Source organism: Polaromonas sp. JS666 (assembly GCF_900103405.1).
Lineage (GTDB): Bacteria > Pseudomonadota > Gammaproteobacteria > Burkholderiales > Burkholderiaceae_C > Polaromonas.
In genome coordinates this window covers 19,228-42,711 of the sequence record NZ_FNHX01000017.1, presented here as the reverse complement: position 1 = coordinate 42,711, position 23,484 = coordinate 19,228, and the positions used below count along the sequence as shown (strand labels likewise).

22 protein-coding genes and 1 pseudogene are annotated in these 23,484 nt (G+C 62.7%); 13 read left to right on the top strand and 10 right to left on the bottom strand.

The window, feature by feature from the left end; translation table 11 throughout:
* Positions 1–493: 493 nt before the first annotated feature.
* Positions 494–1,309, bottom strand: coding sequence for an IclR family transcriptional regulator (locus BLQ85_RS23215; RefSeq protein ID WP_074580338.1), 816 nt, complete (start codon positions 1,307–1,309; stop codon positions 494–496).
* 168 nt (positions 1,310–1,477) lie between these two features.
* On the opposite strand from BLQ85_RS23215, the gene BLQ85_RS23210 reads away from it, so the two are divergent.
* The 4 genes from BLQ85_RS23210 to BLQ85_RS24995 all read left to right on the top strand — a co-directional run bounded on the left by BLQ85_RS23210 (position 1,478) and on the right by BLQ85_RS24995 (position 5,407).
* A complete protein-coding gene (locus tag BLQ85_RS23210; protein WP_074580337.1) occupies positions 1,478–2,473 on the top strand; it encodes a tripartite tricarboxylate transporter substrate binding protein in 996 nt (331 codons plus the stop codon).
* A 27-nt stretch (positions 2,474–2,500) separates the two neighbouring features.
* Positions 2,501–4,024: a class I adenylate-forming enzyme family protein gene (locus BLQ85_RS23205; protein ID WP_074580336.1), complete on the top strand. Its 1,524-nt coding sequence runs from the start codon at positions 2,501–2,503 to the stop codon at positions 4,022–4,024.
* 19 nt (positions 4,025–4,043) lie between these two features.
* Positions 4,044–4,847: a citryl-CoA lyase gene (locus tag BLQ85_RS23200; RefSeq protein WP_074580335.1), complete on the top strand. Its 804-nt coding sequence runs from the start codon at positions 4,044–4,046 to the stop codon at positions 4,845–4,847.
* Positions 4,848–4,996: 149 nt separating this feature from the next.
* Positions 4,997–5,407 carry a very short patch repair endonuclease gene (locus BLQ85_RS24995; RefSeq protein WP_074580334.1) on the top strand — a complete coding sequence of 137 codons (411 nt, stop codon included), beginning with the start codon at positions 4,997–4,999 and terminating at the stop codon, positions 5,405–5,407.
* Positions 5,408–5,422: 15 nt separating this feature from the next.
* Here BLQ85_RS24995 and BLQ85_RS23190 read toward each other — a convergent pair whose 3' ends face one another.
* Positions 5,423–6,496: a DUF262 domain-containing protein gene (locus BLQ85_RS23190; protein WP_074580333.1), complete on the bottom strand. Its 1,074-nt coding sequence runs from the start codon at positions 6,494–6,496 to the stop codon at positions 5,423–5,425.
* Entirely contained in the window at positions 6,493–7,242 is a 750-nt protein-coding gene (locus tag BLQ85_RS23185; protein WP_074580332.1) for an FRG domain-containing protein, read from the bottom strand. The genes BLQ85_RS23190 and BLQ85_RS23185 overlap by 4 nt, the downstream gene beginning before the upstream one ends.
* Before the next feature lie 342 nt (positions 7,243–7,584).
* On the opposite strand from BLQ85_RS23185, the gene BLQ85_RS23180 reads away from it, so the two are divergent.
* Positions 7,585–8,850 carry a DNA cytosine methyltransferase gene (locus tag BLQ85_RS23180; RefSeq protein WP_074580331.1) on the top strand — a complete coding sequence of 422 codons (1,266 nt, stop codon included), beginning with the start codon at positions 7,585–7,587 and terminating at the stop codon, positions 8,848–8,850.
* The gene (locus BLQ85_RS23175) at positions 8,847–9,626 is read left to right on the top strand and encodes an Eco29kI family restriction endonuclease (protein WP_083336968.1); all 780 of its coding nucleotides are present in this window, start codon (positions 8,847–8,849) and stop codon (positions 9,624–9,626) included. The genes BLQ85_RS23180 and BLQ85_RS23175 overlap by 4 nt, the downstream gene beginning before the upstream one ends.
* 110 nt (positions 9,627–9,736) lie before the next feature.
* Here BLQ85_RS23175 and BLQ85_RS23170 read toward each other — a convergent pair whose 3' ends face one another.
* The gene (locus BLQ85_RS23170; RefSeq protein WP_074580329.1) at positions 9,737–10,516 is read right to left on the bottom strand and encodes an IclR family transcriptional regulator; all 780 of its coding nucleotides are present in this window, start codon (positions 10,514–10,516) and stop codon (positions 9,737–9,739) included.
* A 291-nt stretch (positions 10,517–10,807) separates the two neighbouring features.
* Here BLQ85_RS23170 and BLQ85_RS23165 point away from each other — a divergent pair, with 291 nt between their 5' ends.
* Genes BLQ85_RS23165 through BLQ85_RS23145 form a run of 5 tightly spaced genes read left to right on the top strand, consistent with a single transcriptional unit; the run spans position 10,808 to position 14,871 of the window.
* Positions 10,808–11,818, top strand: coding sequence for a TRAP transporter substrate-binding protein (locus tag BLQ85_RS23165; protein WP_074580328.1), 1,011 nt, complete (start codon positions 10,808–10,810; stop codon positions 11,816–11,818).
* Positions 11,819–11,846: 28 nt separating this feature from the next.
* Positions 11,847–12,305: a type II 3-dehydroquinate dehydratase gene (locus BLQ85_RS23160; RefSeq protein WP_074580327.1), complete on the top strand. Its 459-nt coding sequence runs from the start codon at positions 11,847–11,849 to the stop codon at positions 12,303–12,305.
* A gap of 1 nt (position 12,306) precedes the next feature.
* Entirely contained in the window at positions 12,307–12,879 is a 573-nt protein-coding gene (locus tag BLQ85_RS23155; protein WP_074580326.1) for a TRAP transporter small permease, read from the top strand.
* On the top strand, positions 12,876–14,153 hold the full coding sequence (locus tag BLQ85_RS23150) for a TRAP transporter large permease subunit (protein ID WP_074580325.1): 1,278 nt from the start codon (positions 12,876–12,878) through the stop codon (positions 14,151–14,153). The genes BLQ85_RS23155 and BLQ85_RS23150 overlap by 4 nt, the downstream gene beginning before the upstream one ends.
* A 22-nt stretch (positions 14,154–14,175) precedes the next feature.
* A complete protein-coding gene (locus tag BLQ85_RS23145) occupies positions 14,176–14,871 on the top strand; it encodes a hypothetical protein (RefSeq protein ID WP_074580324.1) in 696 nt (231 codons plus the stop codon).
* Positions 14,872–15,533: 662 nt separating this feature from the next.
* Here the strand turns inward: BLQ85_RS23145 and paoC are convergent.
* The 3 genes and pseudogenes from paoC to paoA all read right to left on the bottom strand — a co-directional run.
* A complete protein-coding gene (paoC, locus tag BLQ85_RS23140) occupies positions 15,534–17,753 on the bottom strand; it encodes an aldehyde oxidoreductase molybdenum-binding subunit PaoC (protein WP_074580323.1) in 2,220 nt (739 codons plus the stop codon).
* Positions 17,750–18,706, bottom strand: coding sequence for an FAD binding domain-containing protein (locus tag BLQ85_RS23135; RefSeq protein ID WP_074580322.1), 957 nt, complete (start codon positions 18,704–18,706; stop codon positions 17,750–17,752). The genes paoC and BLQ85_RS23135 overlap by 4 nt, the downstream gene beginning before the upstream one ends.
* Positions 18,703–19,302: pseudogene (gene paoA, locus BLQ85_RS23130) on the bottom strand (aldehyde dehydrogenase iron-sulfur subunit PaoA); the annotation flags it as partial. The gene BLQ85_RS23135 and the pseudogene paoA, both read right to left, overlap by 4 nt.
* A gap of 344 nt (positions 19,303–19,646) precedes the next feature.
* On the opposite strand from paoA, the gene BLQ85_RS23125 reads away from it, so the two are divergent.
* Positions 19,647–20,654, top strand: coding sequence for a transporter (locus tag BLQ85_RS23125; protein WP_074580320.1), 1,008 nt, complete (start codon positions 19,647–19,649; stop codon positions 20,652–20,654).
* Between the two features lie 31 nt (positions 20,655–20,685).
* Here BLQ85_RS23125 and BLQ85_RS23120 read toward each other — a convergent pair whose 3' ends face one another.
* Together BLQ85_RS23120 and BLQ85_RS23115 are read right to left on the bottom strand one after the other, a co-directional pair.
* The gene (locus BLQ85_RS23120) at positions 20,686–20,922 is read right to left on the bottom strand and encodes a hypothetical protein (RefSeq protein ID WP_074580319.1); all 237 of its coding nucleotides are present in this window, start codon (positions 20,920–20,922) and stop codon (positions 20,686–20,688) included.
* Positions 20,923–20,949: 27 nt separating this feature from the next.
* Positions 20,950–21,933 carry a LysR family transcriptional regulator gene (locus tag BLQ85_RS23115; RefSeq protein WP_074580318.1) on the bottom strand — a complete coding sequence of 328 codons (984 nt, stop codon included), beginning with the start codon at positions 21,931–21,933 and terminating at the stop codon, positions 20,950–20,952.
* 156 nt (positions 21,934–22,089) lie between these two features.
* Here BLQ85_RS23115 and BLQ85_RS23110 point away from each other — a divergent pair, with 156 nt between their 5' ends.
* The gene (locus BLQ85_RS23110) at positions 22,090–22,485 is read left to right on the top strand and encodes a RidA family protein (protein ID WP_074580317.1); all 396 of its coding nucleotides are present in this window, start codon (positions 22,090–22,092) and stop codon (positions 22,483–22,485) included.
* Here BLQ85_RS23110 and BLQ85_RS23105 read toward each other — a convergent pair.
* Positions 22,477–23,382, bottom strand: coding sequence for a LysR substrate-binding domain-containing protein (locus tag BLQ85_RS23105; protein ID WP_074580316.1), 906 nt, complete (start codon positions 23,380–23,382; stop codon positions 22,477–22,479). The genes BLQ85_RS23110 and BLQ85_RS23105 overlap by 9 nt on opposite strands.
* Positions 23,383–23,484: the final 102 nt, after the last annotated feature.

The window sequence follows — 23,484 nt, the reverse complement described above, 5'->3', positions numbered from 1 at the left end:
AGGCGGGGTCTCGCTAAACTCGCTACGTTTCACTTCGCTCAAACAACGCGATCCCTTATCCGCCTGAACCTCCGCTCCTCGGCGCATCCACAAGGGGTGGAGACAGGAATACCAAACAGCCGAAGACAAATCCCAAATACCTAAAGCAAAAAGGACACGCCATGGCGTGTCCTTCTTTGTCTTGCTTTGTTCTTTGGTATTTGTCTTCTGTCCCCGATCCCGCTTGCCCCGTCCTGGCTGGGCCGAGCAGCGCAGACGGAGGAGGGATAAGGGCTGGCGTTGTTTGAGCGAAGCGCAGCGTAGCGAGTTTAGCCAGACCCCCTCCGTAGTCGAGCAGCGCAGGTTGCCCGTAGCGCAGCGAAGGGACCCAGACTGCGGGTCGCCTTTTCTTTGGTGACTTTCTTTTGGCGAAGCAAAAGAAAGTTACTGGCCGCCGGGCCACTCCCGGCCAGCAGGAGTCAGAGGGGAGCGCCCCGCTGGAGCAAGACCCGGCCTAGAGCCCCTCGGGTAGCAAACCCGATAAAGCCTCCTTCATCCATCGAACAATCAACTGCTGCCGAGCGCGAGGCATCCGCTCCATCGTCGACGCCACACTGATAGCAGCAGCAGGCAAACCATCCCGCCCTGCCACGGCCATGCCAACGGCCAACACCCCTTCAGTAGCGTGATTACCAATCACAGCCCACCCCCTCTCCCGCGTGGCACGGACAAGAATCTCCATGCGTTCGGGCGTCATGCCGCCATAGCGCCCCAAAGCCGGCGCGTTGGCGGCAATGACAGCCGCCGCGTCTTCCTCGGGCAGCGCCGCCAGCAAAGCCAGGCCCGCTGCCCCCACGCCCAGCGGCTGCCGCGTCCCGACCTGTATCACCAGCATCTGCACCGGGTGGGTTCCCACTTGGCGTGCGATGCAGTGCGAGGCGGCGCCTTCGCGCACGATGGCAAAGGCTGCGTCGCCGCAGGCTTTGCTCACGCGGGCCAGCACCGGCTGCAAACGGGCCGCGAAGTCCGACGGTGACGGTGGCAACGTTTGCAATTGCGCAAGGCGCGGCCCGGCCACATAACGGAAGCGGCCGCGCGGCGCAACATAACCCGACTCCAGCAGCGTGGCCAGCAGGCGATACACCGTGGCGCGTTCCAGGCCGGCGCTGCGGCACAGGTCGACCACACGCAAACCTTCGCGGCCGCTTTGCAGCACGGCGTCCAGCAGCTGCAGGCCGCGCCGCAGGGTGCGGCTGCCGCCGTCGTCGGCGGCTTCCACCGAGTCGGTAAGAGGTGCGGGAGGTTTGGAAGTAGAAGAACGCGGGGCCATGGCATCCGACTATAAAACGTCCGCTGGCCGGACGTTTGAATTTGTGGCCCGGCTGGCCCTGGTCAAGAATTTCCCCCTGCCGCCGCTACCGCTACCACCACTACAGGGCCGGCACACGCACCGCATACCGACAACAGAGACAACAGAGACAACAGGAGACACTTCCCTATGAGCTTGTTCAAGACCCCATCGCGCCGGGCGGCCCTGGCCGCGCTGTTCACCGCCCTCGCTGGCACCACCCTGCCCGCCCAGGCCCAATCCACCGCCGCCTGGCCGGCCAAACCCATCAAGCTGGTCGTCGGTTATGCGGCCGGCGGCGCGACCGATGTGATCGCGCGCATTGTCGCGGTCGAGCTTGGCAAGCAGCTGGGCCAGCCGGTGCTGGTGGACAACCGCGCGGGCGCCAACAGCAATGTGGGCGCCGAGATCGTCGCGCGTGCGCCGGCCGACGGCTACACGCTTTACGTTTACACCATCGCCAACACCATCAATGCCTCGCTTTACGACAAGCTGGGCTACGACCCGCTCAAAGATTTCGAGCCCATGGGCCTGATCGCCAAGGTGCCCAACATCCTGGTGGTCAACCCGCAGCTGCCCGTCAAGACCCTGGCGGACTATGTGGCCTTCGCCAAAACATCACCCAACGGCATCACCTTTGCCTCGTCGGGCAGCGGCTCGTCGATTCACCTCTCGGGCGAGCTCTTCAAGATCGCGGCCAAGGCGCCCATGTTGCACGTGCCCTACCGTGGCAGCGCGCCGGCCGTGACCGACCTGCTGGGCGGCCAGGTGCAGTCCATGTTTGACAACGCGCCCTCGGTGCTGCCGCACGTGCGCGGCGGCAAGCTGCATGCGGTCGCCATCACCAGCGCCCAGCGCTCGCCGCTGCTGCCCGATGTGCCCACGGTGGCCGAGTCGGGCTTTCCGGGCTTTGACGTGCAGTCCTGGTTCGGCATCGCCGGGCCGGCCGGCACGCCGCAGGCCGTGGTGCAGCGTGTGAACAGCGAGCTCGTCAAACTGCTGGCCCTGCCCGAGGTGCGCCAGCGCCTGCTCAACCTCGCGGCCACGCCCGAGCCCGGCACGCCCGCGCAGATGCGCAGCTGGACGCTGTCTGAAGCCAAACGCTGGCGCGAGGTGGTGAAACAGTCCGGCGCGCGCGCTGAATAAAAACCAAGGAAAAGAAAGAACCGCCGCATGAACCCGATTGATTTTTTCTGGCGCGCCGCCCAGCGCTGGCCCGAACGCATCGCGATTGACGCGCCCGAAGGCACGCTGCGCTATGACGCGCTGGCGGCCTGGGTATCCGCCTTCGCGGCCGCGCTGATGGAGATAGACCCCGAACCGCAAAGCCGCGTCGCCATCTGCGCCGGCAACAGCAGCGAACACATTGCCGCGCTGCTGGCCGTGCTGGCCTGCGGCAAGACCTGGGTGCCGCTCAATCCCAAAAGCACAGCCCCTGAAATCCGCCGCATCATTGACGCGACCGAGCCCTCCATCCTGATCCTGGACGCCGACTGCGCGAACCTGCTGGCAGGCGCGCCGGGCCGGCGTATTTACTGCGGCGTGGCCGGCAATGACGGCGCGCCCAGCATGGCGGCCCTGAGCGCGCGGCACGCGGGCGCGGCACGGCCGAGCTTCACGCTGCCGCCCGAGGCGACGCAGGCCATCAAGTTCACCGGCGGCACCACGGGCCTGCCCAAGGGCGTGATGCAGACCTACCGCGCGTGGATGGCCAATATCAGCAACCAGATCCATGCCTGGGGCTTTGACGAACATGAACGTTATGTGGTGGCCGCGCCCATCACCCACGGCACCTCGACTTACTTGCTGCCCATACTGGCCCAGGGCGGCTGCCATGTGCTGCTGGCCGGCGCGGGCGCCGAAGCCGTGCGCGCGGCCTTCCAGCACAAGGGCGGCACCGTGAGTTTTATGCCGCCCACCCTGGTCTATATGCTGATGGCCTTGCCCGGTGCCTCGCGCGCCGACTTCCCGAAGCTGCGCCGCCTGATCTACGGCGGCGCCCCCATGCCGCCCGAAAAAATCCGCGAGGTGCGCAGCTTCTTCGGCCCGGTGCTGGGCACCACCTACGGCCAGACCGAAGCGCCGCAAATTTTGACCGTGATGCGGCCCGAAGATTTTGAGGACGAACGCAACTGGGCCGCCGTGGGCCGCGCCACCTGGTTCAGCGACGTGGCCATCATGGCGGGCGGCCAGCTGCTGCCGCCGGGTGAGGTCGGCGAGGTCGTGGCGCGCGGCGATTTACTGATGTCGGGCTACTGGCGCCTGCCCGGCATGACGGCCGAAACCATTGTCGAAGGCTGGCTGCACACCGGCGACCGCGGCCTGATCGACGAGCGCGGCTACCTCTACCTCAAAGACAGGCTCAAAGACCTGGTCATCACCGGTGGCTTTAATGTCTACCCCGTCGATGTCGAGAACGCCTTGGGCCAGCACCCGGCCGTGCATGAATGCGCGGTCTTCGGCATACCCGACGACAAATGGGGCGAAGCCGTGCAGGCCGCGGTGCAATTACGCCCCGGCTGGCAGGCCAACCAGGCCGAGCTGATCGCCTTTGTGCGCGAACGCCTGGGCCCGGTGCAGACACCCAAGTTGATCCACTTCCACGACAGCCTGCCGCGCTCGCCGGTCGGCAAGGTGCTTAAAAGCGCGGTGCGTGCCCAGGCCCTGGCCGCTGCCGATGCCGCCACCACTTCATGATGATGAAAGACTTACTCCCATGAGCAGCACCAAACCCCAGGCCAAACCCGTCACCAGCCTGTGCACCCACACCCTCACCAGCCTGCATTACCGCAATGCCGACCTGGTGCAAGACCTGATGGGTAAAAAGACCTTTACCGAAGTCATGCTCATGCAAATCCTGAACCGCGCACCCCGCAGCGTGGACCTGCGCATCACCGACGCGGTGCTCATTGTGTTGATGGAACACGGCCTCACACCCAGCGCCATCTCGACCCGCCTGGTCTATATGAGCGCCCCCGAAAACCTGCAAGGCGCAGTCGCCGCCGGCCTGCTGGCCGTGGGCAGCTCGTTTGTGGGCACCATGGAGAACTGCTCAGGCCTGCTGGACCGCATATCCGCGGCAGCAGACCCCGAAGCCGAAGCCCTGGCCATTGCCCAGCACTACAAAGATCAAAAGAGCCCCATCCCTGGATTCGGCCACCACCTGCACAAACCCGTGGACCCACGCGCCTACAAGCTGCTGGACTTAGCCCGCGCCGAACCCGAACTGGCCGGCAAAAAAATACGCGCCCTCGAACAACTCTCAACCGCCGTCGATGAAATGGCAGGCCGGCCCATCACCATCAATGCCACCGGCGCCGTCGCGGCGCTGCTCGGGGAAATTGGTGTGCCGACCGCCGTGATGCGAGGTTTTGCGGTCATCTCACGCGCGGCCGGGCTGGTGGCGCATATCGTCGAGGAGCAGAACAGTCCCTCGGGGCGGTTTATTTGGGAGACGGTGGAGGGGGCTGTGCCGTTTGTGGGGGCGGGCGATCAAGGGCGAGACTCGCGTCAGTTCTAGCTGCCCCCCCCAATAGGGTGTGGCTCTCCTCGGTTACGTGACCGCCGTTCTAGCTGAACCAATGGCATCGCAAATTCCCAAAAGACAAGAGAGCCACCTCAGTAGACAATAGCTTATCCACAAGCCATTCCTGTCAGGCTACTCACTCTATGACTGATAACTGGACACCCTCCAAAAGGTCGGATGTCATGAGCCGTGTGCGCTCCCGAGGGAATCAGTCCACGGAAATGCGTTTGGCGACGATCTTCCGCACAAACGGAATAACAGGCTGGCGTCGCAACCAAAAGCTCCTTGGTAAACCAGATTTCGTTTTTAGAACTCAACGAGTATGTGTCTTCGTTGATGGCTGCTTCTGGCACGGTTGCCCCGCTTGCTATCGTCGTCCAAACTCGAACCAGTTGTTTTGGGATACAAAGCTTCAACGCAACACAGCCAGAGACCGCTTGGTTACCCGCGAGCTACGCAAGCAAGGCTGGCGAATCATCCGTATTTGGGAGCATCAGCTATCGGAGAAGAATCGCAAACGGCTACTGTGGCGCTTAAACCTGTATCTCGGCTAGGTCAAATTCAATCGACTAGATTTCATCATCGTCTAGCTCGCGACCAAACGCTCGATTTAGGAGAATTTTCAACCGAAAACGGATCGCGCCTGAGTCATTGGGAGACTGGGCATAGCCATCGAAATCGATAAGATCTTTATCCACTTGAGCAGTCGAGCCTGCTTCGAAGAGTTGCCTATTTCTCGACCGTCTACTATCGAATTCGACCAGCTTCTTGCGCGAAACCTCCGCGATCCAGTCTTGATCAATTGCGACGCGAAATAAGTGAAAGTACAACGTAACCATACCTACTTGACGCAATAGCGTATCGGAGGCGGTAAAGACTTTGCTCATTGCCTGAACCACCCGCTGTGCCACTCTCAAAAATGGTAGGGTTTTAGTTCGCGGCTCACCTTCGAACCTTTTCACGAAATCATCTAAGCGAGTCTTCTTCGTATCAACAACCTTGCCCTCATCTGCTGCCATCAAAAACTTCGTTGCAAGATCGTAATGGCGATATCGCTTATTGAGAAACGGTAATGATTGTGAAAAAAATGGTTCCTTGGCCAACTTGCGAATTGCCAGAGGCACCGGACCACTATAGGCATTGCGCTTCTCCGGCGCCGTCAGAGGTGCCGCCTCGTTCAGGCGTGAAAACATCTCCTCGATCATCTCCAAATCATCAGTCTCGACAAGCACAACGGACAGAGGGAAACCGTCGAAATCTGCCTTCAGTTCGGGGTATTCCTTCGCCAGTTCTTGATATGTCATTCCGCCTGCTGCTATCTGACTATCTTTGAACATTTTGAAATCGTCAGCGAGGGGGATTTTTCCATCGATGAAACTCCATAACGTTTCGAGGCGTTGACGGCCGTCGACAATTGCATAGTCGTAGGTTTTCCCTTTTACCTGCAGCGGAGTCGTGAACTTATGCATGTAAAGCTTGGGGACATCGAAGCCATTGATGATGGTGTCTATCAGAAGTTGCCTGTTGTCCGGCGCCCATATTCCACCCAAGCGCTGATACTCGGGGTCGAGTTGGATTCGATCACGTATGCGATAGAGTTTCCAGACGGTGCTGCCGTGAAAATCCGTAATCGAAAAACTCATTTCAGCAGCTCCTTGGCCAAATCAGCCACACGGTCCAGCTCGGGGAAGAGGGTCAGCGGGGTGTATCCCAACGAGGAGAGCTCCTGTTGCAGATTCTTTTTCGAAGCAGAGGGGATGACCCATCGCCATACATGCTTGGCTTTTCCAAGTGCCTCAATCGGTTTGTGATCACGGTGATTAACAGTGAACACGCCAAGCTGAGCGACCATGCGGGCGGTGTTGCGCGGGCCGACGATTGCAACGGCGTTCATGACGTTGGGCGCTTCCTCAACCAAACTTGGGAGGTAGCTGTTCAGTACCTTATCAATTCCAAAAGCAGGAACCTCGTTGGGAAATGGGAAGTCGATACGGGCCTCGTCACTATTTAATGCGATAGGGTCGAGACACCAGACTGCGGCATCTCTCCGTGAGTGTTTGTCCTCGCTTACCGCGAAGTAGAGCGCAGTCAGCGGACCTTCGCTCCAATCCAGCAGGCGTGTCGGCGCTCTATGGTGCTGCATCATGAACATCCACTCCCATTCATTGACGGGGGGACGGTCAAGATGAGGCACTGCATTCTGCATAAAGCGTTTTAGCAACGCACTTTCCGCCTTCAGATGTTTTGCGTTCCTTGCAAGTGAAGGTACTAGGCTCCAGGTGCTTACGGATTGCCCACGAAACCACACCAGTTGACCGGGGGTTGACTGCTTTTTTAAAGCCCTCAGCAAATCAGCAACCGACTTTATTGTCACATCTGCGTACCGCATTGTTCCGCTCCCCAGACTACGTTTTCTGTACTTTTATGTGTCGTCTCTTGGTAAATCTCGCCGTCACGCCACACTTCCTGCTTTACCCCAGTCTTTCCCAAGACTAATCTCCCAGGCAGGAATGGCCTATTACGCTGCAATTTTCTCCAGGATGCAAGGTGAATTACTCCCTTGATGCAACCAACTATCGACCGTACGATGTCGGCTACGCGAGTGGGGACCGCTTCTAGGCATATGCATACTGCATTGCTAAACACAAACGCCTGAAAAGCGGCCTAAACCTGAGGAGTGTTAGTAAGCACTTCGCGATACACTAAAAGGCAAAACTGGAAGGGTCGATGAATGCGTGCAGTTGAGCTTTTTGCGGGGGCTGGCGGTCTGGCGTTGGGCGCTAGTCTGGCCGGATTCGAGCCCCTAGCTGTCCTAGAGTGGGATCGCTGGGCTTGCGATACCCTCCGAGAAAATCAAAAGCGCGGCTACCCTCTTGTTTCCGGTTGGCCAATTCACGAGGGGGACGTTCGCGACTACGACTGGAAGGCTCTGCCGACGGATATCGAACTTGTCTCCGGTGGCCCCCCGTGCCAGCCCTTTTCCATGGGGGGGAAACATGGAGCGTACAACGATCGTCGGGATATGTTCCCCGCTAGTGTGGACATTGTGCGCAGGTTGCGACCAAAAGCGTTCATTTTTGAAAACGTTAAAGGCCTTACGCGGTCAGCTTTTCACAACTACTTCGAGTACATCCGACTACAGCTAGAGTTCCCCGAGTCTCCGATTCGGAAGAGCGAAGATTGGCACGGTCACTATGTTCGCCTTCAAGCAGAGCACAGCTCAGGCAAGCAGCACGGCAAGGCGTTGACCTATCGTTTACAGACTAATCTCGTGAACGCGGCGGATTATGGAGTTCCGCAGCGTCGCGAGCGCGTGTTCATCGTTGGTTTTCGCTACGATCTCGAAACTACGTGGAGCATGCCAGAACAAACGCATAGCCACTCCGCGTTGTTGCATGACCAGTGGGTCACAGGCGACTACTGGGAACGCAACAAGGTCGCAAAGAAGCATCGGCCAGTGTCGCCACTAAGCGCAACCGCAAATCAAACGCTCACTCGCCAATTGAGCCTCATCGAAGAGCCCCTTAAGCCGTGGAAGACAGTGCGGGAAGCTCTATCCGATATGCCCCACCCCGAAAAACGGGTCAAGCACAGCTTTATCAATCACACCCACCAACCGGGTGCCAAAGCTTATCCTGGCCATACCGGAAGCCCCTTAGACCTGCCGGCGAAAACGCTCAAAGCCGGGGGCCACGGTGTACCCGGAGGTGAAAACATGATGGTGAACGACGATGGCAGCTACCGCTACTTCACCATTCGCGAGTCGGCAAGGCTCCAGACATTTCCCGATGGATACCGCTTTCACGGCGCATGGGGCGAGGTCATGCGCCAACTCGGCAATGCCGTCCCTGTCGAACTTGCTCGCCAGGTCATGTCGAGCGTTGCCATCCAACTCGTCGAAACTCAGCTGCGTAAGCACGGGTTTAAAACTACCGCCGACGTCGCAAAGGCAATAGCTCAGATGAACCGTCCAGCCGCAGTGTTAAAACGAGCATGAACACCCGTCCAAAGGCGGTGGCCAAAAAAAGCACGCGGACAGCCATTTCCTCCGTGGTCCCCTTCAACCCGTTGGAACGAAAGGTTCTTGGAGCCGCAATGGCGGAGGTGCTGCTAACAACGCCGGTTTACCCGTTATCAACCTCGTTCCCATTGCGCGGCCCCGGCGTCTACGCAATCTACTACGTCGGCAGCAGCTTCGTGCCATACGGGCCGCTAGCCCGACGAAATGCCAATGGCCGCTTTGAGTGGCCGATTTATGTAGGCCAGGCGCTTCCAAGCGGTGGCCGTCGCGGCATTGTGACCGCTGAAGAGGAGCCATCGCTTCGTAATCGCCTGATGAAGCACGGTCGGAGCATTGCGGCCGCGACTACCGATTTCAGCATCGAAGACTTTCACTATCGCGCGTTGGTGATGGACGACGCGTTCATCCGACTAGCAGAGACTAGCCTTCTAGCGCTGTACAAGCCAATCTGGAATAACTACATCGACGGTTTTGGGAACAACGCTCCCGGTGGCGGTCGCGAGGCATCAAAACGATCACGTTGGGACACCCTCCATGGAGGACGCAGCCAGGCCGCCGTCCATCAGGAACGCGGAGAAACGCGCGAACAGCTCATAGCTGAGATTACGCAGGAGCTGGCGAGCACAAATTTCGACATTCCTAGCACGCTAATAACCGCAGTTGGCCAGAGCGTCGGCGGGTTGACGCCCGTGATGGACCTCAAGAACGTTGTGAACAGCGATTCGCCTGAGGCCTCCTCTGAAGGGGCGTGAGCATCTATCATTTGTATTGGCGAATAGATCTATCTCAACTAGGACGAATCTGCTCAATCTGACTTGATTGACGGCGGGGCGTGCACTGTTAGTACAAACTCCGCGCCCATCTAAGCCCTCTTCTTAAACATCCCAGAAGCCCCACTAGCCGCCCGAATCTCATCAGCCGTCGCCTTCAAGGCTTCAGCCAGCTCCTCCATACGCGCCTCGGTCAGCCGCACCAGCGGCCCCGCGATGGTGACCACGCCGATGGCGCCCGTGGGTGAGAGCACCGGCGCGGCCATGGCCGTCATGGAGGGGGCGAACACTTCGTTGATCATGCTGAAGCCGCGTTTGCGTGCGGTCTGGATATACGTCAGCAGCGCCTTGACGGTGGTGGGGGCCTTGGGGCCGTAGTCTTTGGGTTGGCCGAAGCCTTGTTTGGCGACCAGGCTTAAGGCTTCCTCATCGCTCATGGTGGAGAGCCAGGCGTGGCCGGCTGCGCTGCATGACAGGCGCACCGACAAGCCCATGTCGGGGTCGTAGCGCAGGCCGCGGCGGGCGCCCTGGGCTTTGGCGACGAAGGTGAGCTCGTCGCCGTCGACGACCGCCAGGCGCACCAGCTCGCCGGATTCTTCGGCCAGGTGGTCCAGCAGCGGTTGCGCGACGTCGACCACGCCGGAGGCGCTCAAAAAACCCAAACCGAGCGAGACCAGCTTCATGGTGAGCACGTACTCACCCTGCTCGCGCACCTGGCGCGCATAACCGCAGCGGCACAGCTCGGCCAGCAGGCGGTGTGTGGCGCTCAGGGGCATGTTCAAGGTGGCGGCGATGGTGGAGACGGTCATGCCCTCGGGGTGGGCGGCGAGTTGCTCCAGGGTGTTAAAGCTTCTTTCCAGCAGGTTGCTCATGGTGTGGGACTCTTTGGCTTGACGGTGTCTGGGCTCTGCGATGCGCCGGGCCGGCCGCTTCCTGGGGGATTGGCCAGGGCCCTCTATATATATGAGGGTTTGGTCGATTGGGCCATGGCCTGAAGCGGGTCGCAATTGAATAATGGTAATGGTTTTCCATAATGGAAAGACTTTCCATTTCACGAATATGATGCTTTCGGCCTGCAGCGTGTGCTGCGGCACCGGACACCAGCGACATCGCCAGTCCCCCCTGACAGCAGCCCCCAGGCACCACCCCAAAAGGACCTCACCATGCACGTTCGCCGCAGAACACTCACCCTTGTTGCCGCCCTGATGGCCGCGGCCATGCCGGCCCTGGCCCAGGACATCCAGGAACGCACCATCAAGTTCGGCCACCTGAACAACCCCGACCACCCGACCAGCCTGGGCGTGCGCAAGTTCGCCGAGATCGTCGCCGCCAAGAGCGGCGGCAAGATCAAGGTGCAGGAATTCGCGGCCTCGCAGCTCGGCAACGAGCTGCAGCAGCAGTCGGCGCTGCAGGGCGGCGTGCAGGAAATGCTGGTGGCCTCGACGACCTCGCTGAACGGCATCGTCAAGGAATTCGGCCTGCTCGATTTCCCCTTCCTCTTTGCCAACGCGAAACAGGCTGACGCGCTGGTCGACGGCCCGCTGGGCAAGATGCTGACCGCCAAACTGCCTGAAAAAGGCGTGATCGTGCTGGGCTTCTTCGACCTGGGTTTTCGCAACGTCACCAACAGCAAGCGCCCCATCATGAAGGGCGCCGACCTGGAAGGCCTGAAGCTGCGCGTGATCCCGAACCCGGTGTTCCTGGAAACCTTCAAGACCTTCAAGGCCAACCCGGTGCCCATGCCCTTTGCCGAGCTGTACGGCGCGCTCGAGAGCAAGGCGGTGGACGGCCAGGAAAACCCCTTCGCGGTGATCGCCTCAAGCAAGTTCTACGAAGTGCAGAAGTACGTGAGCGGCACCAATCACGTGTACGCGACCAACCCGGTCCAGATCAGCAAGCGCTTCTGGGACAAGCTCTCGGCGACGGAGCACAAGATCCTGCAGGATGCCGCCATCGAAGCGCAAAACTGGCAGCGCGTGGTCAGCCGTGAAGTCTCGGCCAAGGCCCTGGGCGAGCTCACGGCCAAGGGCATGGTCTACAACGACCTTCCGCCCGCCGAGCTGGCCAAGATGCGCGCCGACGTGCGCCCGGTCTACGAGAAGTTCTCCGCCGCCTATGACCCGGCCGTCGTGACCCTCTTCAAGTCCGAGCTGGAACGGGTTTCAAAGTTCTGATGGTGAAGTTCTGAAAGCCCTGAGCCCCATGAAAATACTTGTCCTCCACGGGCCGAACCTGAACCTGTTCGGCCGGCGCGAACCCCACATCTACGGCACCACGACGCTCGCGCAGATCAACGCCATGCTGGCAACACTGGCCGGCGAGCTGGGCGTGACGCTGGAGACCCTTCAGTCGAACCATGAAGGGGCGCTGATCGATTTCCTGCACCAGCACATCGACACGGCGCAGGGCGCGCTGGTCAACCCCGCCGGGCTCACGCAGCATGGCGTGCCGCTGCATGACGCGATCAAGGCCATGCCTTTCCCGGTGGTCGAGGTGCACATGTCCAACCTCGCGACACGTGAGCCCTGGCGCCACCACTCGATCATCTCGCCGGCCGTGAAGGGCACGATCCAGGGCTTCGGCCCGCGCTCCTACCTGCAGGGCCTTCGCGTCGTGACCGATATCGCGCGCGAAGCGCAGGCCCCTGCCGCGCACAACTGACATGGACACCTTCGTCGACAAGGCCTGCAAGGGCATCGAGTTCCTGATCGCGCTCGGCCTGGCCCTCATGGTCGTGCTGGTGTTCGGCAACGTCGTGCTGCGCTACGGCTTCAACTCGGGCATCACGGTGTCCGAAGAGCTGTCGCGCTGGCTCTTCATCTGGGGCACCTTCCTCGGCGCCCTGGTGGCGCTGCGTGAACACGGCCACCTCGGTATCGACATGGTGGTGGGGCGGCTGCCGGTTATCGGCAAGAAGGTCTGCCTCATCGTCGGCCACGTGCTGATGATCTTCATCGTGGTGCTGCTGGCCATGGGCAGCTGGGAGCAGGTCAAGATCAACTGGGACGTGACGGCGCCGACGACCGGCTGGAGCATGTCCATCGTCTACCTCTCGGGCCTGGTGTTCGGCGTGCTGGCCTGCGGCCTGCTGCTGCTGGATTTGTGGAAGGTGCTCACCGGCCGGCTGTCGGATGACGAGCTGGTCATGGTGCAGGAGTCGGAAGAGGCGGTGCAGCTCAAGCAGGTGCTGGACGATGCGCGCCAGACGGACAACACCGCGGGAGCACGGCCATGACGATCTTCATTTTTATCGGCTCGCTGCTGGCCGCCATGGCCTTGGGCATTCCCATCGCGTTTGCGCTGCTGGCCAGCGGTGTCGCCCTGATGTGGCACCTGCAGCTGTTCGATGCGCAGATCCTGGCGCAGAACCTGGTCGGGGGTGCCGACAGCTTTCCGCTGCTGGCCGTGCCCTTCTTCATGCTGGCCGGCGAGATCATGAACGTCGGCGGCCTGTCGCGCCGCATTGTCGATCTGGCGCTGGCGCTGGTCGGCCACGTCAAGGGGGGGCTGGGCTACGTGACCATCATGGCGGGCTGCCTGCTGTCGGCGCTGTCGGGCTCGGCCGTGGCCGACGCGGCCGCGCTCACCGCCCTGCTGCTGCCGATGATGGTCAAGGCCGGGCACGACAAGAAGCGCGCCGGCGGCCTGATCGCCTCCGTGGGCGTGATCGGCCCGGTGATCCCGCCCAGCATCGGGCTGGTGATTTTCGGCGTGGCGGCCAATGTGTCTATCTCCAAGCTCTTCTTCGCGGCTGTTGTGCCGGGCCTGCTGATTGGCGGCGCGCTGTGGATCACCTGGGCCTGGCTGGTGCGGCGCGAGGCCATCGTGCCGCCGCCGCGCAAGAGCGGCGCCGAAGTCATGAAGGCCTTTCGCGACGCCACCTGGGCGCTGGTCCTTCCGGTCATCATCCTGGTCGGCCTGCGCATGGGGGTGTTCACGCCCACCGAGGCGGCCGTGGTGGCCGCCGTCTACGCGCTGTTTGTCTCCACCGTCGTCTACCGCGAGCTCAAGCTCTCGCAGCTCTACGGCGTGTTCGTCGCCTCGGCCAAGACCAGCGCCATCGTGATGTTTTTGATCGCCGCGGCCATGGTCAGCGCCTGGCTGATCACCGTGGCCAACCTGCCGGGCATGGTGGTGGACCTGCTCAAGCCCTTCATGGGCAGCCCCATCTTGCTGATGGCGGCGATCATGGTGCTGGTGATGCTGGTGGGCACCGCGATGGACATGACACCCACCATCCTGATCCTGACGCCGGTGCTGATGCCCGTGGTCAAGGCCGCGGGCATAGACCCGGTCTACTTCGGCGTGCTGTTCATCATCAACAACTCGATCGGGCTGGTGACGCCGCCGGTGGGCACGGTGCTCAACGTGGTGGCGGGTGTCGGCAAGATCAGCATGGACGACGTCACCAAGGGTGTCATCCCGTTCATGATCGCCGAGTTCGCGGTGATGTTTCTGATGGTGGTGTTCCCCAAGCTGGTCACGGTTCCGGCAAGCTGGTTCTACTGAGGCTCTACGGAGGTTCGACGAGATGGCACTTTTAGGCAATGCGGCGGTCGCCATGTGGTGGGACATCCTGCCCGCGCAACGCGAGGAGTTCCAGGCGTGGCACTCCCGCGAACACTTTCCGGAACGCATGGGCATTGACGGCTTTCTGCGCGGCTCACGCTGGACCCACGTTGACGGCGGAACGGGGTTTTTTGTGATGTATGAGCTGGCATCGTATGAAACCCTCACCTCCGCCGGCTACCTGCAAAGCCTGAACAACCCGACGCCATGGTCGGCAAAGATGATGCCGCACCACCTGAACATGGTGCGCAGCCAGTGCCAGCTGCTGGGCAGTTTTGGCGCCGGACTGGGCAAGGCGATGCTGACGATCCGCCTGTCACCCGCGGACGGCCAGGCAGGGCCTTTGCAGGCCTGGCTGGAAAACCGGCTGGCCCGCCTGGCAGAAAGCAAAGGCATCGTCGGGGCGCACCTGCTGCAAACCCGAACGCCGGAGGCCGCCATGACACAAGAGCAAAAAATCCGCGGCGGCGATGCCGTCGCCGACTGGATTGTTTTGCTGTCGTCTTATGAGACGGAGGCCTTGCAACTCGCCCTGGCGAACGAGCTGTCGCCGGAGAGCCTCGAGGCCGCGGGGGCGCTTGCGGGCATGACGCACGGTGTCTATGCGCTTTCGTTTTCTTTGGGGAAACATGAGTTGAAGGCTCAGCCCTCGCGTTAGGGCTGAGGTAACTAAGGCTTTTTGTGTTTGGGTGTTGATGTTGTTTTGAGTTTCGGAGCCGGGGGTTGCCCGGCGGCAACTCACTTTCTTTTGCTTCGCCAAAAGAAAGTAAGCAAAGAAAAGGCGACCCTGGTTGCCGCGTCCCTTCGCTTCGCTACGGGCAACCTGCGGTGCTCGGTCCAGCCGGGGTCTCGCTAAACTCGCTACGTTTCACTTCGCTCAAACAACGCGATCCCTTATCCGTCTGGCCCTGCGCTCCTCGGCGCATCCACAAGGGGTGGGAGAAAAATACCAATACCTAAAACCACAAGGACACGCCATGGCGTGTCCTTGTTTGTATTTGTCTTCTTTGTCTTTGGTATTTGGTTCCCGTTCCCGATTGCCCCGTCCTGGCTGGGCCGAGGAGCGCAGAGACAAGCGGATCAGGGCCGGCGTTGTCTGAGCGAAGCGAGTTTAGCCGGACCCCGCTTGGCTCGAGCACCGCAGATTGCCCGTAGCGAAGCGTAGGGACCCAGACTGCGGGTCGCCTTTTCTTTGGTGACTTTCTTTTGGCGAAGCAAAAGAAAGTTACTTGCCGCCGGGCAACCCCGGCCAGCCGCCCTCAGCAAGAGAACCGAGGAGATAAGAGAAAAGACGAGCGCGCCCGCCGGAGCAAAAACAATTCAAACCACGTTTGGCAATCGCTCCAGCAACTTGTCAAGCGTGACGGGATAGTCCCTCACCCTCACCCCAGTGGCGTTGTAAACCGCATTCGCAACCGCAGCAGCAATCCCACAAATCCCAAGCTCGCCAACCCCTTTGGCCTTCATAGGCGAAGAAACCGGATCGGTTTCGTCAAGAAAGATCACATCCTGGTGCGGGATGTCGGCATGCACCGGCACTTCATACCCGGCGAGGTCGTGGTTCACAAAAAAGCCGTGGCGCTTGTCGACTGCGAGTTCTTCCATCAGGGCTGCGCCCACGCCCATGGTCATCGCGCCTATGACCTGGCTGCGTGCGGCCTTGGGATTCAGGATGCGGCCCGCCGCGCAGACGGCGAGCATGCGGCGCACGCGGATCTCGCCGGTGGCGGCGTCAACGCCGACTTCGACAAAATGCGCGCCGAAGGTGGACTGCTGGTATTTATTGCCCAGGTCGCCGTATTCCATAAAGTCTTCGGCGACCAGGCCCTTGTCGCCGGCCTCTTGGGCGACTTGCGCAAGCGGCACGGCGCGGTCGGCGACGCGGACCATGCCGTCTTCAAAAATCGCCTCGAGCGGCGTGAAGCCGGCGCGGGTGGCAATGGTTTCGCGCAGCTTCATGCAGGCCGCATAGACACCAGAGGTGGAGCTGTTGCCGCCCCACTGCCCGCCTGAACCGCAGGAGACGGGGAAGTCCGAATCGCCCAGGCGCACTTGTACCTTCTCCAGCGGCACGCCCATGACCTCGGCGGCGGTCTGCGCGATGATGGTGTAGCTGCCCGTGCCAATGTCGGTCATGTCGGTTTCCACCGTGACCACGCCTTTGTTGTCGAGCCGCACGCGCGCGGCTGACTTCATGAGCAGGTTGTTGCGAAAGGCCGCGGCCACGCCCATGCCGACCAGCCAGCGGCCGTCGCGCACTTGCGCGGGCTGGGCCTGGCGCCGGCTCCAGCCGAAGTGTTCGGCGCCCAGGCGCAGGCATTCAATCAGCCGGCGCTGCGAAAAAGGCCGCCCGGCTTGCTCCGGGTCGACCTGGGTGTCGTTGAGCGCGCGGAACTCGATCGGGTCCAGGCCCAGTTTTTCGGCCATTTCGTCCATGGCGATTTCCAGGGCCATCAAACCGGGGGCCTCGCCGGGCGCGCGCATGGCGTTGCCTTCGGGCAGGTCCAGCACGGCCAGGCGTGTGGCCGTGAAGCGGTTCGCGCCGGCATACAGCAAACGGGTCTGGTTGGCCGAGGTTTCGGGCTGGCCCTCGGGCAGGTCGCCGGACCAGCATTCATGGCCTATGGCGGTGAGCTTGCCGTCGCGGCCCGCGCCCAGGCGTATGCGCTGCAGGGTGGCCGGCCGGTGGGTGGTGTTGTTGATCATCAGCGGGCGCTGCAGCGCGACCTTGACGGGCCGCCCCGCCGCGCGCGCGCCCAGGGCGGCCAGCAGCGCATCGGCGCGCACCCAGAGCTTGCCGCCGAAACCGCCGCCGATAAAGGGCGAGACCAGGCGCACATGGGATTTGGGGATGCCCAGCGTGGCGGCCATGTCGCCCACGCTCCAGTCGATCATCTGGTTGGCCGTCCAGAGCGTGAGCTTGTCGCCTTGCCAGGCGGCGGTGGTGGCGTGCGGCTCCATCATGGCGTGCGACTGGTCGGGTGTGCTGTAGCTGGCATCGAGCTGCACGGGCGCGGCGGCAAAAGCGCCCGCGAAATCGCCGACCTGGGTCTCGGACGGCCCGGCGAAGTCGGAAGGCTTGGCCAGCGGTGCGCTGTCTTTTGCGGCGGCGAGGTCGAACTTGCCCGGTGTGCGTTCGTATGCTATGCGCACCAGCTGCGCGGCGGCGCGTGCCTGCTCAAAGGTGTCGGCCACCACGAGCGCGAGCGCCTGGTGGTAGTGGTCTATCTCGGGCCCGCCCAGCAGTTTGGCGGTGTTGAACTTGCCCTTGCCGAGCTTGCCGGCGCTGCCTGCGGTGACGATGGCCAGCACGCCGGGCGCGGCGCGCGCGGCGTCCAGGTCCATGGAGGCGATGCGGCCCTTGGCGATGCCGGCGCCGACGATGTAGCCGTAGGCCGGGTTCGGCACGGCGTCGTGGCGCTCATAGGCATAGGGCGCGGCGCCGCGGGTCTTGAGCGGACCGTCGATTCGGTCGGTGGCTTGGCCTATGACCTTGAGCTGGTCTATCGGGTTGCTGGTGGCGGGGGTGTCGAATTTCATGCGGCGCTCCTGGCCTGGGCCAGCACGGCGGCGAGGGTGCGCTCCACCAGTGGCAGTTTGAAGGCGTTGTCTTCGGTGGTTTGGGCGCCGGCGAGCAGGCGCGCCGCCGCGGCTTTGGCGCCCTGCGGCAAAGCGGCATCGGCCGCCTCGTCGCGCCAGGGTTTGTGCGCCACGCCGCCCAGGGCAACACGGCCGGTGCCGTCGCGCTGCACGATGGCCGCGACCGAGACCAGCGCGAAGGCGTAAGACGCGCGGTCGCGCACCTTGCGGTAGATATGCGTGCCGCCCGCCGGCCTGGGCAGGCTGACCGAGGTGATGAGCTCGCCGGGCTGCAGCGCGGTCTCTATTTGCGGCGTGTCGCCGGGCAGGCGGTGGAAGTCGGCAATCGGGATCACGCGCCTGGCGCCGTCGGGCTTGACGGTTTCCACCGTGGCGTCGAGCACGCGCATGGCCACGGCCATGTCGCTGGGGTGGGTGGCGATGCAGGCCTGGCTGGCGCCCAGCACCGCATGCTGGCGCGTGTGGCCGCCCAGGGCGCTGCAGCCGCTGCCGGGCTGGCGTTTATTGCAGGCTTGGTCGGTGTCGTAAAAATACGGGCAGCGCGTGCGCTGCAGCAGGTTGCCGGCCGTGGTGGCCTTGTTGCGCAGCTGGGCCGAAGCGCCGGCCAGCAGGGCGCGCGACAGCACGCCGTAGTCGCGCCGCACACGTTCGTCGGCGGCAAGCGCGGTGTTGCGCACCAGCGCGCCTATGCGCAGGCCGCCGTCTGGCGTGGCCTCTACCTTGTCGAGCGCCAGGCCGTTGACATCGACGAGGTGCGTGGGCGCCTCGATCTGCAGCTTCATCAAGTCCAGCAGGTTGGTGCCGCCCGCGATGAATTTGGCGCCGGGGTGGCGCACGACGGCGGCCGCGGCCTCGGCCGGGCTGCTTGCGCGCTCATAGGTGAAGGGTTTCATGCCGCACCCCCAGCTACTTCTGCGATGGCTTCGACGATGTTGGAATAGGCGCCGCAGCGGCAGAGGTTGCCGCTCATGCGTTCGCGAAGCTCATCGGGCGACAGCAGGGGGCGGGTGTTGAGGTCGGCGCTGACGTGGCTGGGGATGCCGCGGCGCATTTCATCGAGCATGCCGACGGCCGAGCAGATCTGGCCCGGTGTGCAGTAGCCGCACTGGTAGCCGTCGTGTTTGACAAACGCGGCCTGCATAGGGTGCAGGCTGTGCGGCGTGCCCAGGCCTTCTATGGTGGTGACTTTGGCGCCTTCGTGCATCACGGCCAGCGTGAGGCAGGCATTGATGCGCTCGCCGTCCAGCAGCACGGTGCAGGCGCCGCACTGGCCGTGGTCGCAGCCTTTTTTGGTGCCGGTCAGGTGCAGGTGTTCACGCAGGGCGTCGAGCAGCGTGGTGCGGGTGTCCAGGTCCAGCGTGTGCGCATGGCCGTTCACCTCAAGCGTGACGCGGGCCGTCGGCACGGAGCCGGCGGAGCTGGGAAGGGATTCAGTCATTGCCATGGCTTCCTTGGGGAGTGAAGCGGCTGCCACGAATGCGGCGCCCGCGGCTCACCTAGGTGATTAAAGCAGCAAGGCAAAGCCCCAGCATCCGTGTATGCATAAAAAGCACACCCAATCAGTGACGGAAGCACAGATGCTTACATGAGCGATGCTTTTTTGCCGCATCAGCCATCACTGAAACCATATCGCGCGGCCGCTGGTGGTGGTGTAGCCGGGGCGTGCCAAAAATGACCTCTTCATGACATAGCAGTGGATGGGCCCGGACTCGCGCCCTGGCTTGGCTTGACTGTCACTGAACCGTCATGAAGGGGCTACACACTGTGGGACCTCTTTCAGAACCTGAGCCCCAAGCTCCCCTGCCCTACTGCCGGCTTCACGCCCCTCCCTGAATGGACATCACTTACGGCGCCGACAAGACCGGCCTGCTCTGCGGTTACCGCTTTGAAAACGGCGCGCCCGGCGTGCCTGTGGACCTCATGGAAGCGGCGGCCTGGCTCAAGAGCGACGTGCCCAAGGGCAAGTCGGATTTTGTCTGGCTGCACTTCAACCTCAGCGACGCCGCGGCCGAAACCAGCATACGCAAGCACCTGAACCCGGTGCCGGAATTTTTTGAGGCGCTGCACGAGGGCTCGCGCTCCACGCGCATCGAGGACGCCCACGACACCTTGATTGCCGTGGTCAACGACGTGGCTTACGAATTTGCTTTCGACCCGGCCGAGATGGCCAGCCTGTGGCTGAACGTGGGGCCGCACATGGCGCTGAGCGCGCGCTCGCACCCGCTGCGCTCCATAGACCGGCTGCGCGACGCCGTGAAGAACGGCAAGAAGCCGCTGGCGTCTTCGGTGTCCTTCCTCAACCATTTGCTGCGCGAGCAGGGCGACGTGCTGGTGCGCATCGTGCGCGATGCGACGCTGCAGGTCGATGTGGTGGAAGACAAATTCCTGGTGGGCCGGCTGCACAACCGCCGCGCCGACCTGGGCAAGCTGCGCCGTGTGCTGGTACGGCTGCAGCGCCTGCTGGCACCCGAGCCGGGCGCGCTGTTTCGCCTGCTGCGCCTGCCGCCGCCCTGGGTCAGCGAAGGCGACCTTGAAGAGCTGCGCCAGGCCACCGAGGAGTTTTCATTGACCATACGCGATTTGTCGGAGCTCAAGGAACGCATCAAGCTGCTGCAGGAAGAAATCGCCGCCCAGGTCAGCGAGGAAACCAACCGCAGCGTCTTCACCCTGACCATGGTGACGGTGCTGGCCCTGCCGATCAATATCGTGGCCGGCCTGCTGGGCATGAATGTGGGCGGCGTGCCGCTGGCCCAGCACCCGCACGGCTTTATGGTGATCGTCGCCATCATCGGCGTGTTCACCGCTTTTGCGGCCTTGTACGTTTACCGGCAGAAGCAGTAGCAGGGCCTGTCAACCGCCTGGCGCGAAACGCTTACCGGGGCAGCGCGGCCTCGAAGCGCTGCAGCTCTTCATCCACAGTGCCGCGCCCACCGAAATCCCGCTTGGCCCTGCCGTACCAGTAAGCGGCGTTGCCCAGGTCACCTTCCTGGACATGCAGGATGCCGTGCAGCCAGGCGCCCAGTTGGGATTCATCGCTTTGCGCCAGGGTGTGCGCCTCGTCCCAGCGTCCCGCGCGCGTACAAAGCAGGGCTTCGCGAAGAATGTCCATGTTGAATACTCCTTGAATTGAAGGCAGCTAGGGCTGCGAAATCTTTCCCGGCCTGCGCGGACGTGGGGCTGGAGCCGCCCGCTCTTTGCGGTCACGCGGGCCGCCGACAGGCGCGTGTTGCGCCATCAGCTCAGCCACCCACTCGATAAACACCCGCAGCTTGGCGCTCACATGGCGGTTCGGCGGAAAGGCCACATACAGCGGCATGGGGTCCAGGCGCCAGTCCTGGAACAGCGGCAGCAGCTCGCCGCTGCTTACATGCGCCCCAGCCATATAGTCCGGCAGCCACAGCACGCCCAGGCCCGCCAGGCCGGCCGCGAGGTAGGCATTGCCGTCGTCAAAAGCGAACAGGTGGCGGCCCTGCACCTTGAGGCTTTCGTCACCGAGATGCATGGCATAGGGAAAGGCCTTGCCGGTGCGCGCCCACAGAAAGCCGACGATGTGGTGCAACGTTCCCTCCAGCTCCCGCGGGTGCGAGGGCGTGCCGACGCGATCCAGGTAGCCGGGCGCGGCATACACGCCGAGCTGCAGGTCGGCCACGCGGCGGGCGACCAGCGACTGGTCGGTGAGCTCGCCGCCGCGCACCACGCAGTCCACGTTGTCGCCTATCACGTCGACCACGCGGTCGCTGACGCCCATGTCGAGTTGGATCTCAGGGTAACGCGCATGAAAGTCCGGCAAGGCCGGCACCAGGATCATGCGGGCCAGCGGGCTGGGCACATCGACCCGCAGCCGGCCCCGGGGCGAGGCCGAGGCGCTAGACAGGCTGGTCTCCGCATCGTCCACGTCGGCCAGCACGCGCAGCACCCGTTCGTAATAGGCCGCGCCGTCGGCCGTGAGCTTGACCTGGCGTGTGGTGCGGTTGAGCAGCCGCACACGCAGCCGCGCCTCGAGCTGCTGCACCAGCTGGGTCACGCTGGTCTTGCTCATGTGCAAAGTCTCTGCCGCCCTGGTGAAGCTGCCCGCTTCCACCACGCGCGCGAAGGCCTGCATTGCGTCGAAACGGTCCATCTGTGCTTTCCCGTGCTTTCCCGGCCTGGGTGATTGTTTGGATTTTACGAACAGTGATGGACAGGCTTGCCTGTTTATCGGGAAGGCACTGCGCCCTACAGTGTCTTCATCATGAACCACAGGCCGGCTTCGGCCTATTTGCAAGGAGAAAGATGAATGGCACAACGTGAAGTTGTTTTCCCGCCCGGGCGCCGGGCGCTTTATGACCGCAACCGGTATTCACCGGCGCTGAAGTCCAACGGCTTCCTGTTTGTATCGGGCCAGGTCGGCAGCCGCGAGGACGGCTCCCCCGAGCCCGACCTGCAGGCGCAGGTGAGGCTCGCCTTTGACAACCTGAACGCCATCCTGAAGGCCGCGGGCAGCAGCTTTGAGGACGTGGTGGACGTGACCGTCTTTATGGTGGATCCGCAATCGACCTTCGAGACCATCTGGAAGGTGGTGCCCGAGTACTGGGGCGAGGCGCCCCACCCCACGCTGACGGCGGTCGGCGTAACCTGGCTGTATGGCTTTCAGTTCGAGATCAAGGTGATTGCCAAACTGCCATCAGCGTGATGGTTCCCTGTACTTCGCCGCCTCGGCTTCCACCCAGGCCCTGAACAAGGCCAGCATGCTGTTGCCCAGCTTCTGTTCGGGGCAGACCAGGTAGTAGCGGCGATCGCTGAGGAACTCGTGCCGGGTCAGTTGCACCAGGCGGCCCTGCGCCAGGTCGTCTTCGATCAGGAAGCGCGGGATCAGCGCCAGGCCTTGTCCGTGAATGGCCGCCTGTGCGGCCATCGAAAAAAGCTCCATGCGCGCACCGGCCATATCGCCGGCGACTTCGAGCCCCAGGGACGCGAACCACTGGCGCCAGGCATAGGGCCGTGTGCTCATCTGCAGCAGCGGCAGGCCCTCTACATCGTCGGCCTTGAGCACGCGCCGGGATGTCACCAGCGCCGGGCTGCCGACGGCCACCATGCTTTCATCCATCAGGAAGGACGACTGCGTGCCGGGCCAGCCCGCCTCGCCGGCGCAGATGGCGGCGTCCAGTGTGGTTTCGGCAAACAGGAAAGGCCGTGTGCGGGACGACAGGTGCACCGTGATCTCGGGGTGCTGGCGCTGGAAGCCCCCCAGCCTGGGCAGCAGCCACTTGGCCGCGAAGGTGGGCACCACGCCCAGTTCGAGCACGCCGCCCGTGCCGCCCCTGGCCATCATCTCCAGCGTGTCGCGCTCCACATCGTCCAGCCGCGCGCGCACCCGGCGGGCGTAGTGCATGCCCGCGTCCGTCAGCAGCACGCCGCGTTTGGTGCGCCTGAACAGTTTGACGTCCAGGAAGTCCTCCAGCCCCGCGACCTGCCGGCAGACGGCGCTCTGGGTCACCGAATGCTCTTGCGCCGCGTGGGTGAAGCTCTGGTGGCGCGCCGCGGATTCAAACAGGGCGAGCGCGGTGGTGGAGGGAATTTTTCGGCGCATGGGGGCGGGCTTTCCTGCGGGCAAGGTTGTCGGAATTCTTTTTGGGCACACACCGGTGCCGAATCATCGTTTGTGAAGGGCGGCTTGCGCCTTTAAGCTTTT

Excerpts from the sequence above, each read along its gene's own strand:
- BLQ85_RS23105 (WP_074580316.1), bottom strand. The coding sequence starts at position 23,382 with ATGCGCCGAAAAATTCCCTCCACCACCGCGCTCGCCCTGTTTGAATCC.
- BLQ85_RS23160 (WP_074580327.1), top strand. The coding sequence starts at position 11,847 with ATGAAAATACTTGTCCTCCACGGGCCGAACCTGAACCTGTTCGGCCGG.
- BLQ85_RS23170 (WP_074580329.1), bottom strand. The coding sequence starts at position 10,516 with ATGAGCAACCTGCTGGAAAGAAGCTTTAACACCCTGGAGCAACTCGCC.
- BLQ85_RS24995 (WP_074580334.1), top strand. The coding sequence starts at position 4,997 with ATGACTGATAACTGGACACCCTCCAAAAGGTCGGATGTCATGAGCCGT.
- BLQ85_RS23175 (WP_083336968.1), top strand. The coding sequence starts at position 8,847 with ATGAACACCCGTCCAAAGGCGGTGGCCAAAAAAAGCACGCGGACAGCC.
- BLQ85_RS23180 (WP_074580331.1), top strand. The coding sequence starts at position 7,585 with ATGCGTGCAGTTGAGCTTTTTGCGGGGGCTGGCGGTCTGGCGTTGGGC.
- BLQ85_RS23200 (WP_074580335.1), top strand. The coding sequence starts at position 4,044 with ATGAGCAGCACCAAACCCCAGGCCAAACCCGTCACCAGCCTGTGCACC.
- BLQ85_RS23110 (WP_074580317.1), top strand. The coding sequence starts at position 22,090 with ATGGCACAACGTGAAGTTGTTTTCCCGCCCGGGCGCCGGGCGCTTTAT.
- BLQ85_RS23145 (WP_074580324.1), top strand. The coding sequence starts at position 14,176 with ATGGCACTTTTAGGCAATGCGGCGGTCGCCATGTGGTGGGACATCCTG.
- BLQ85_RS23205 (WP_074580336.1), top strand. The coding sequence starts at position 2,501 with ATGAACCCGATTGATTTTTTCTGGCGCGCCGCCCAGCGCTGGCCCGAA.
- BLQ85_RS23120 (WP_074580319.1), bottom strand. The coding sequence starts at position 20,922 with ATGGACATTCTTCGCGAAGCCCTGCTTTGTACGCGCGCGGGACGCTGG.
- BLQ85_RS23125 (WP_074580320.1), top strand. The coding sequence starts at position 19,647 with ATGGACATCACTTACGGCGCCGACAAGACCGGCCTGCTCTGCGGTTAC.
- BLQ85_RS23155 (WP_074580326.1), top strand. The coding sequence starts at position 12,307 with ATGGACACCTTCGTCGACAAGGCCTGCAAGGGCATCGAGTTCCTGATC.
- BLQ85_RS23210 (WP_074580337.1), top strand. The coding sequence starts at position 1,478 with ATGAGCTTGTTCAAGACCCCATCGCGCCGGGCGGCCCTGGCCGCGCTG.
- BLQ85_RS23135 (WP_074580322.1), bottom strand. The coding sequence starts at position 18,706 with ATGAAACCCTTCACCTATGAGCGCGCAAGCAGCCCGGCCGAGGCCGCG.
- BLQ85_RS23215 (WP_074580338.1), bottom strand. The coding sequence starts at position 1,309 with ATGGCCCCGCGTTCTTCTACTTCCAAACCTCCCGCACCTCTTACCGAC.
- BLQ85_RS23190 (WP_074580333.1), bottom strand. The coding sequence starts at position 6,496 with ATGAGTTTTTCGATTACGGATTTTCACGGCAGCACCGTCTGGAAACTC.
- BLQ85_RS23185 (WP_074580332.1), bottom strand. The coding sequence starts at position 7,242 with ATGCGGTACGCAGATGTGACAATAAAGTCGGTTGCTGATTTGCTGAGG.
- BLQ85_RS23115 (WP_074580318.1), bottom strand. The coding sequence starts at position 21,933 with ATGGACCGTTTCGACGCAATGCAGGCCTTCGCGCGCGTGGTGGAAGCG.
- BLQ85_RS23165 (WP_074580328.1), top strand. The coding sequence starts at position 10,808 with ATGCACGTTCGCCGCAGAACACTCACCCTTGTTGCCGCCCTGATGGCC.
- BLQ85_RS23150 (WP_074580325.1), top strand. The coding sequence starts at position 12,876 with ATGACGATCTTCATTTTTATCGGCTCGCTGCTGGCCGCCATGGCCTTG.
- paoC (WP_074580323.1), bottom strand. The coding sequence starts at position 17,753 with ATGAAATTCGACACCCCCGCCACCAGCAACCCGATAGACCAGCTCAAG.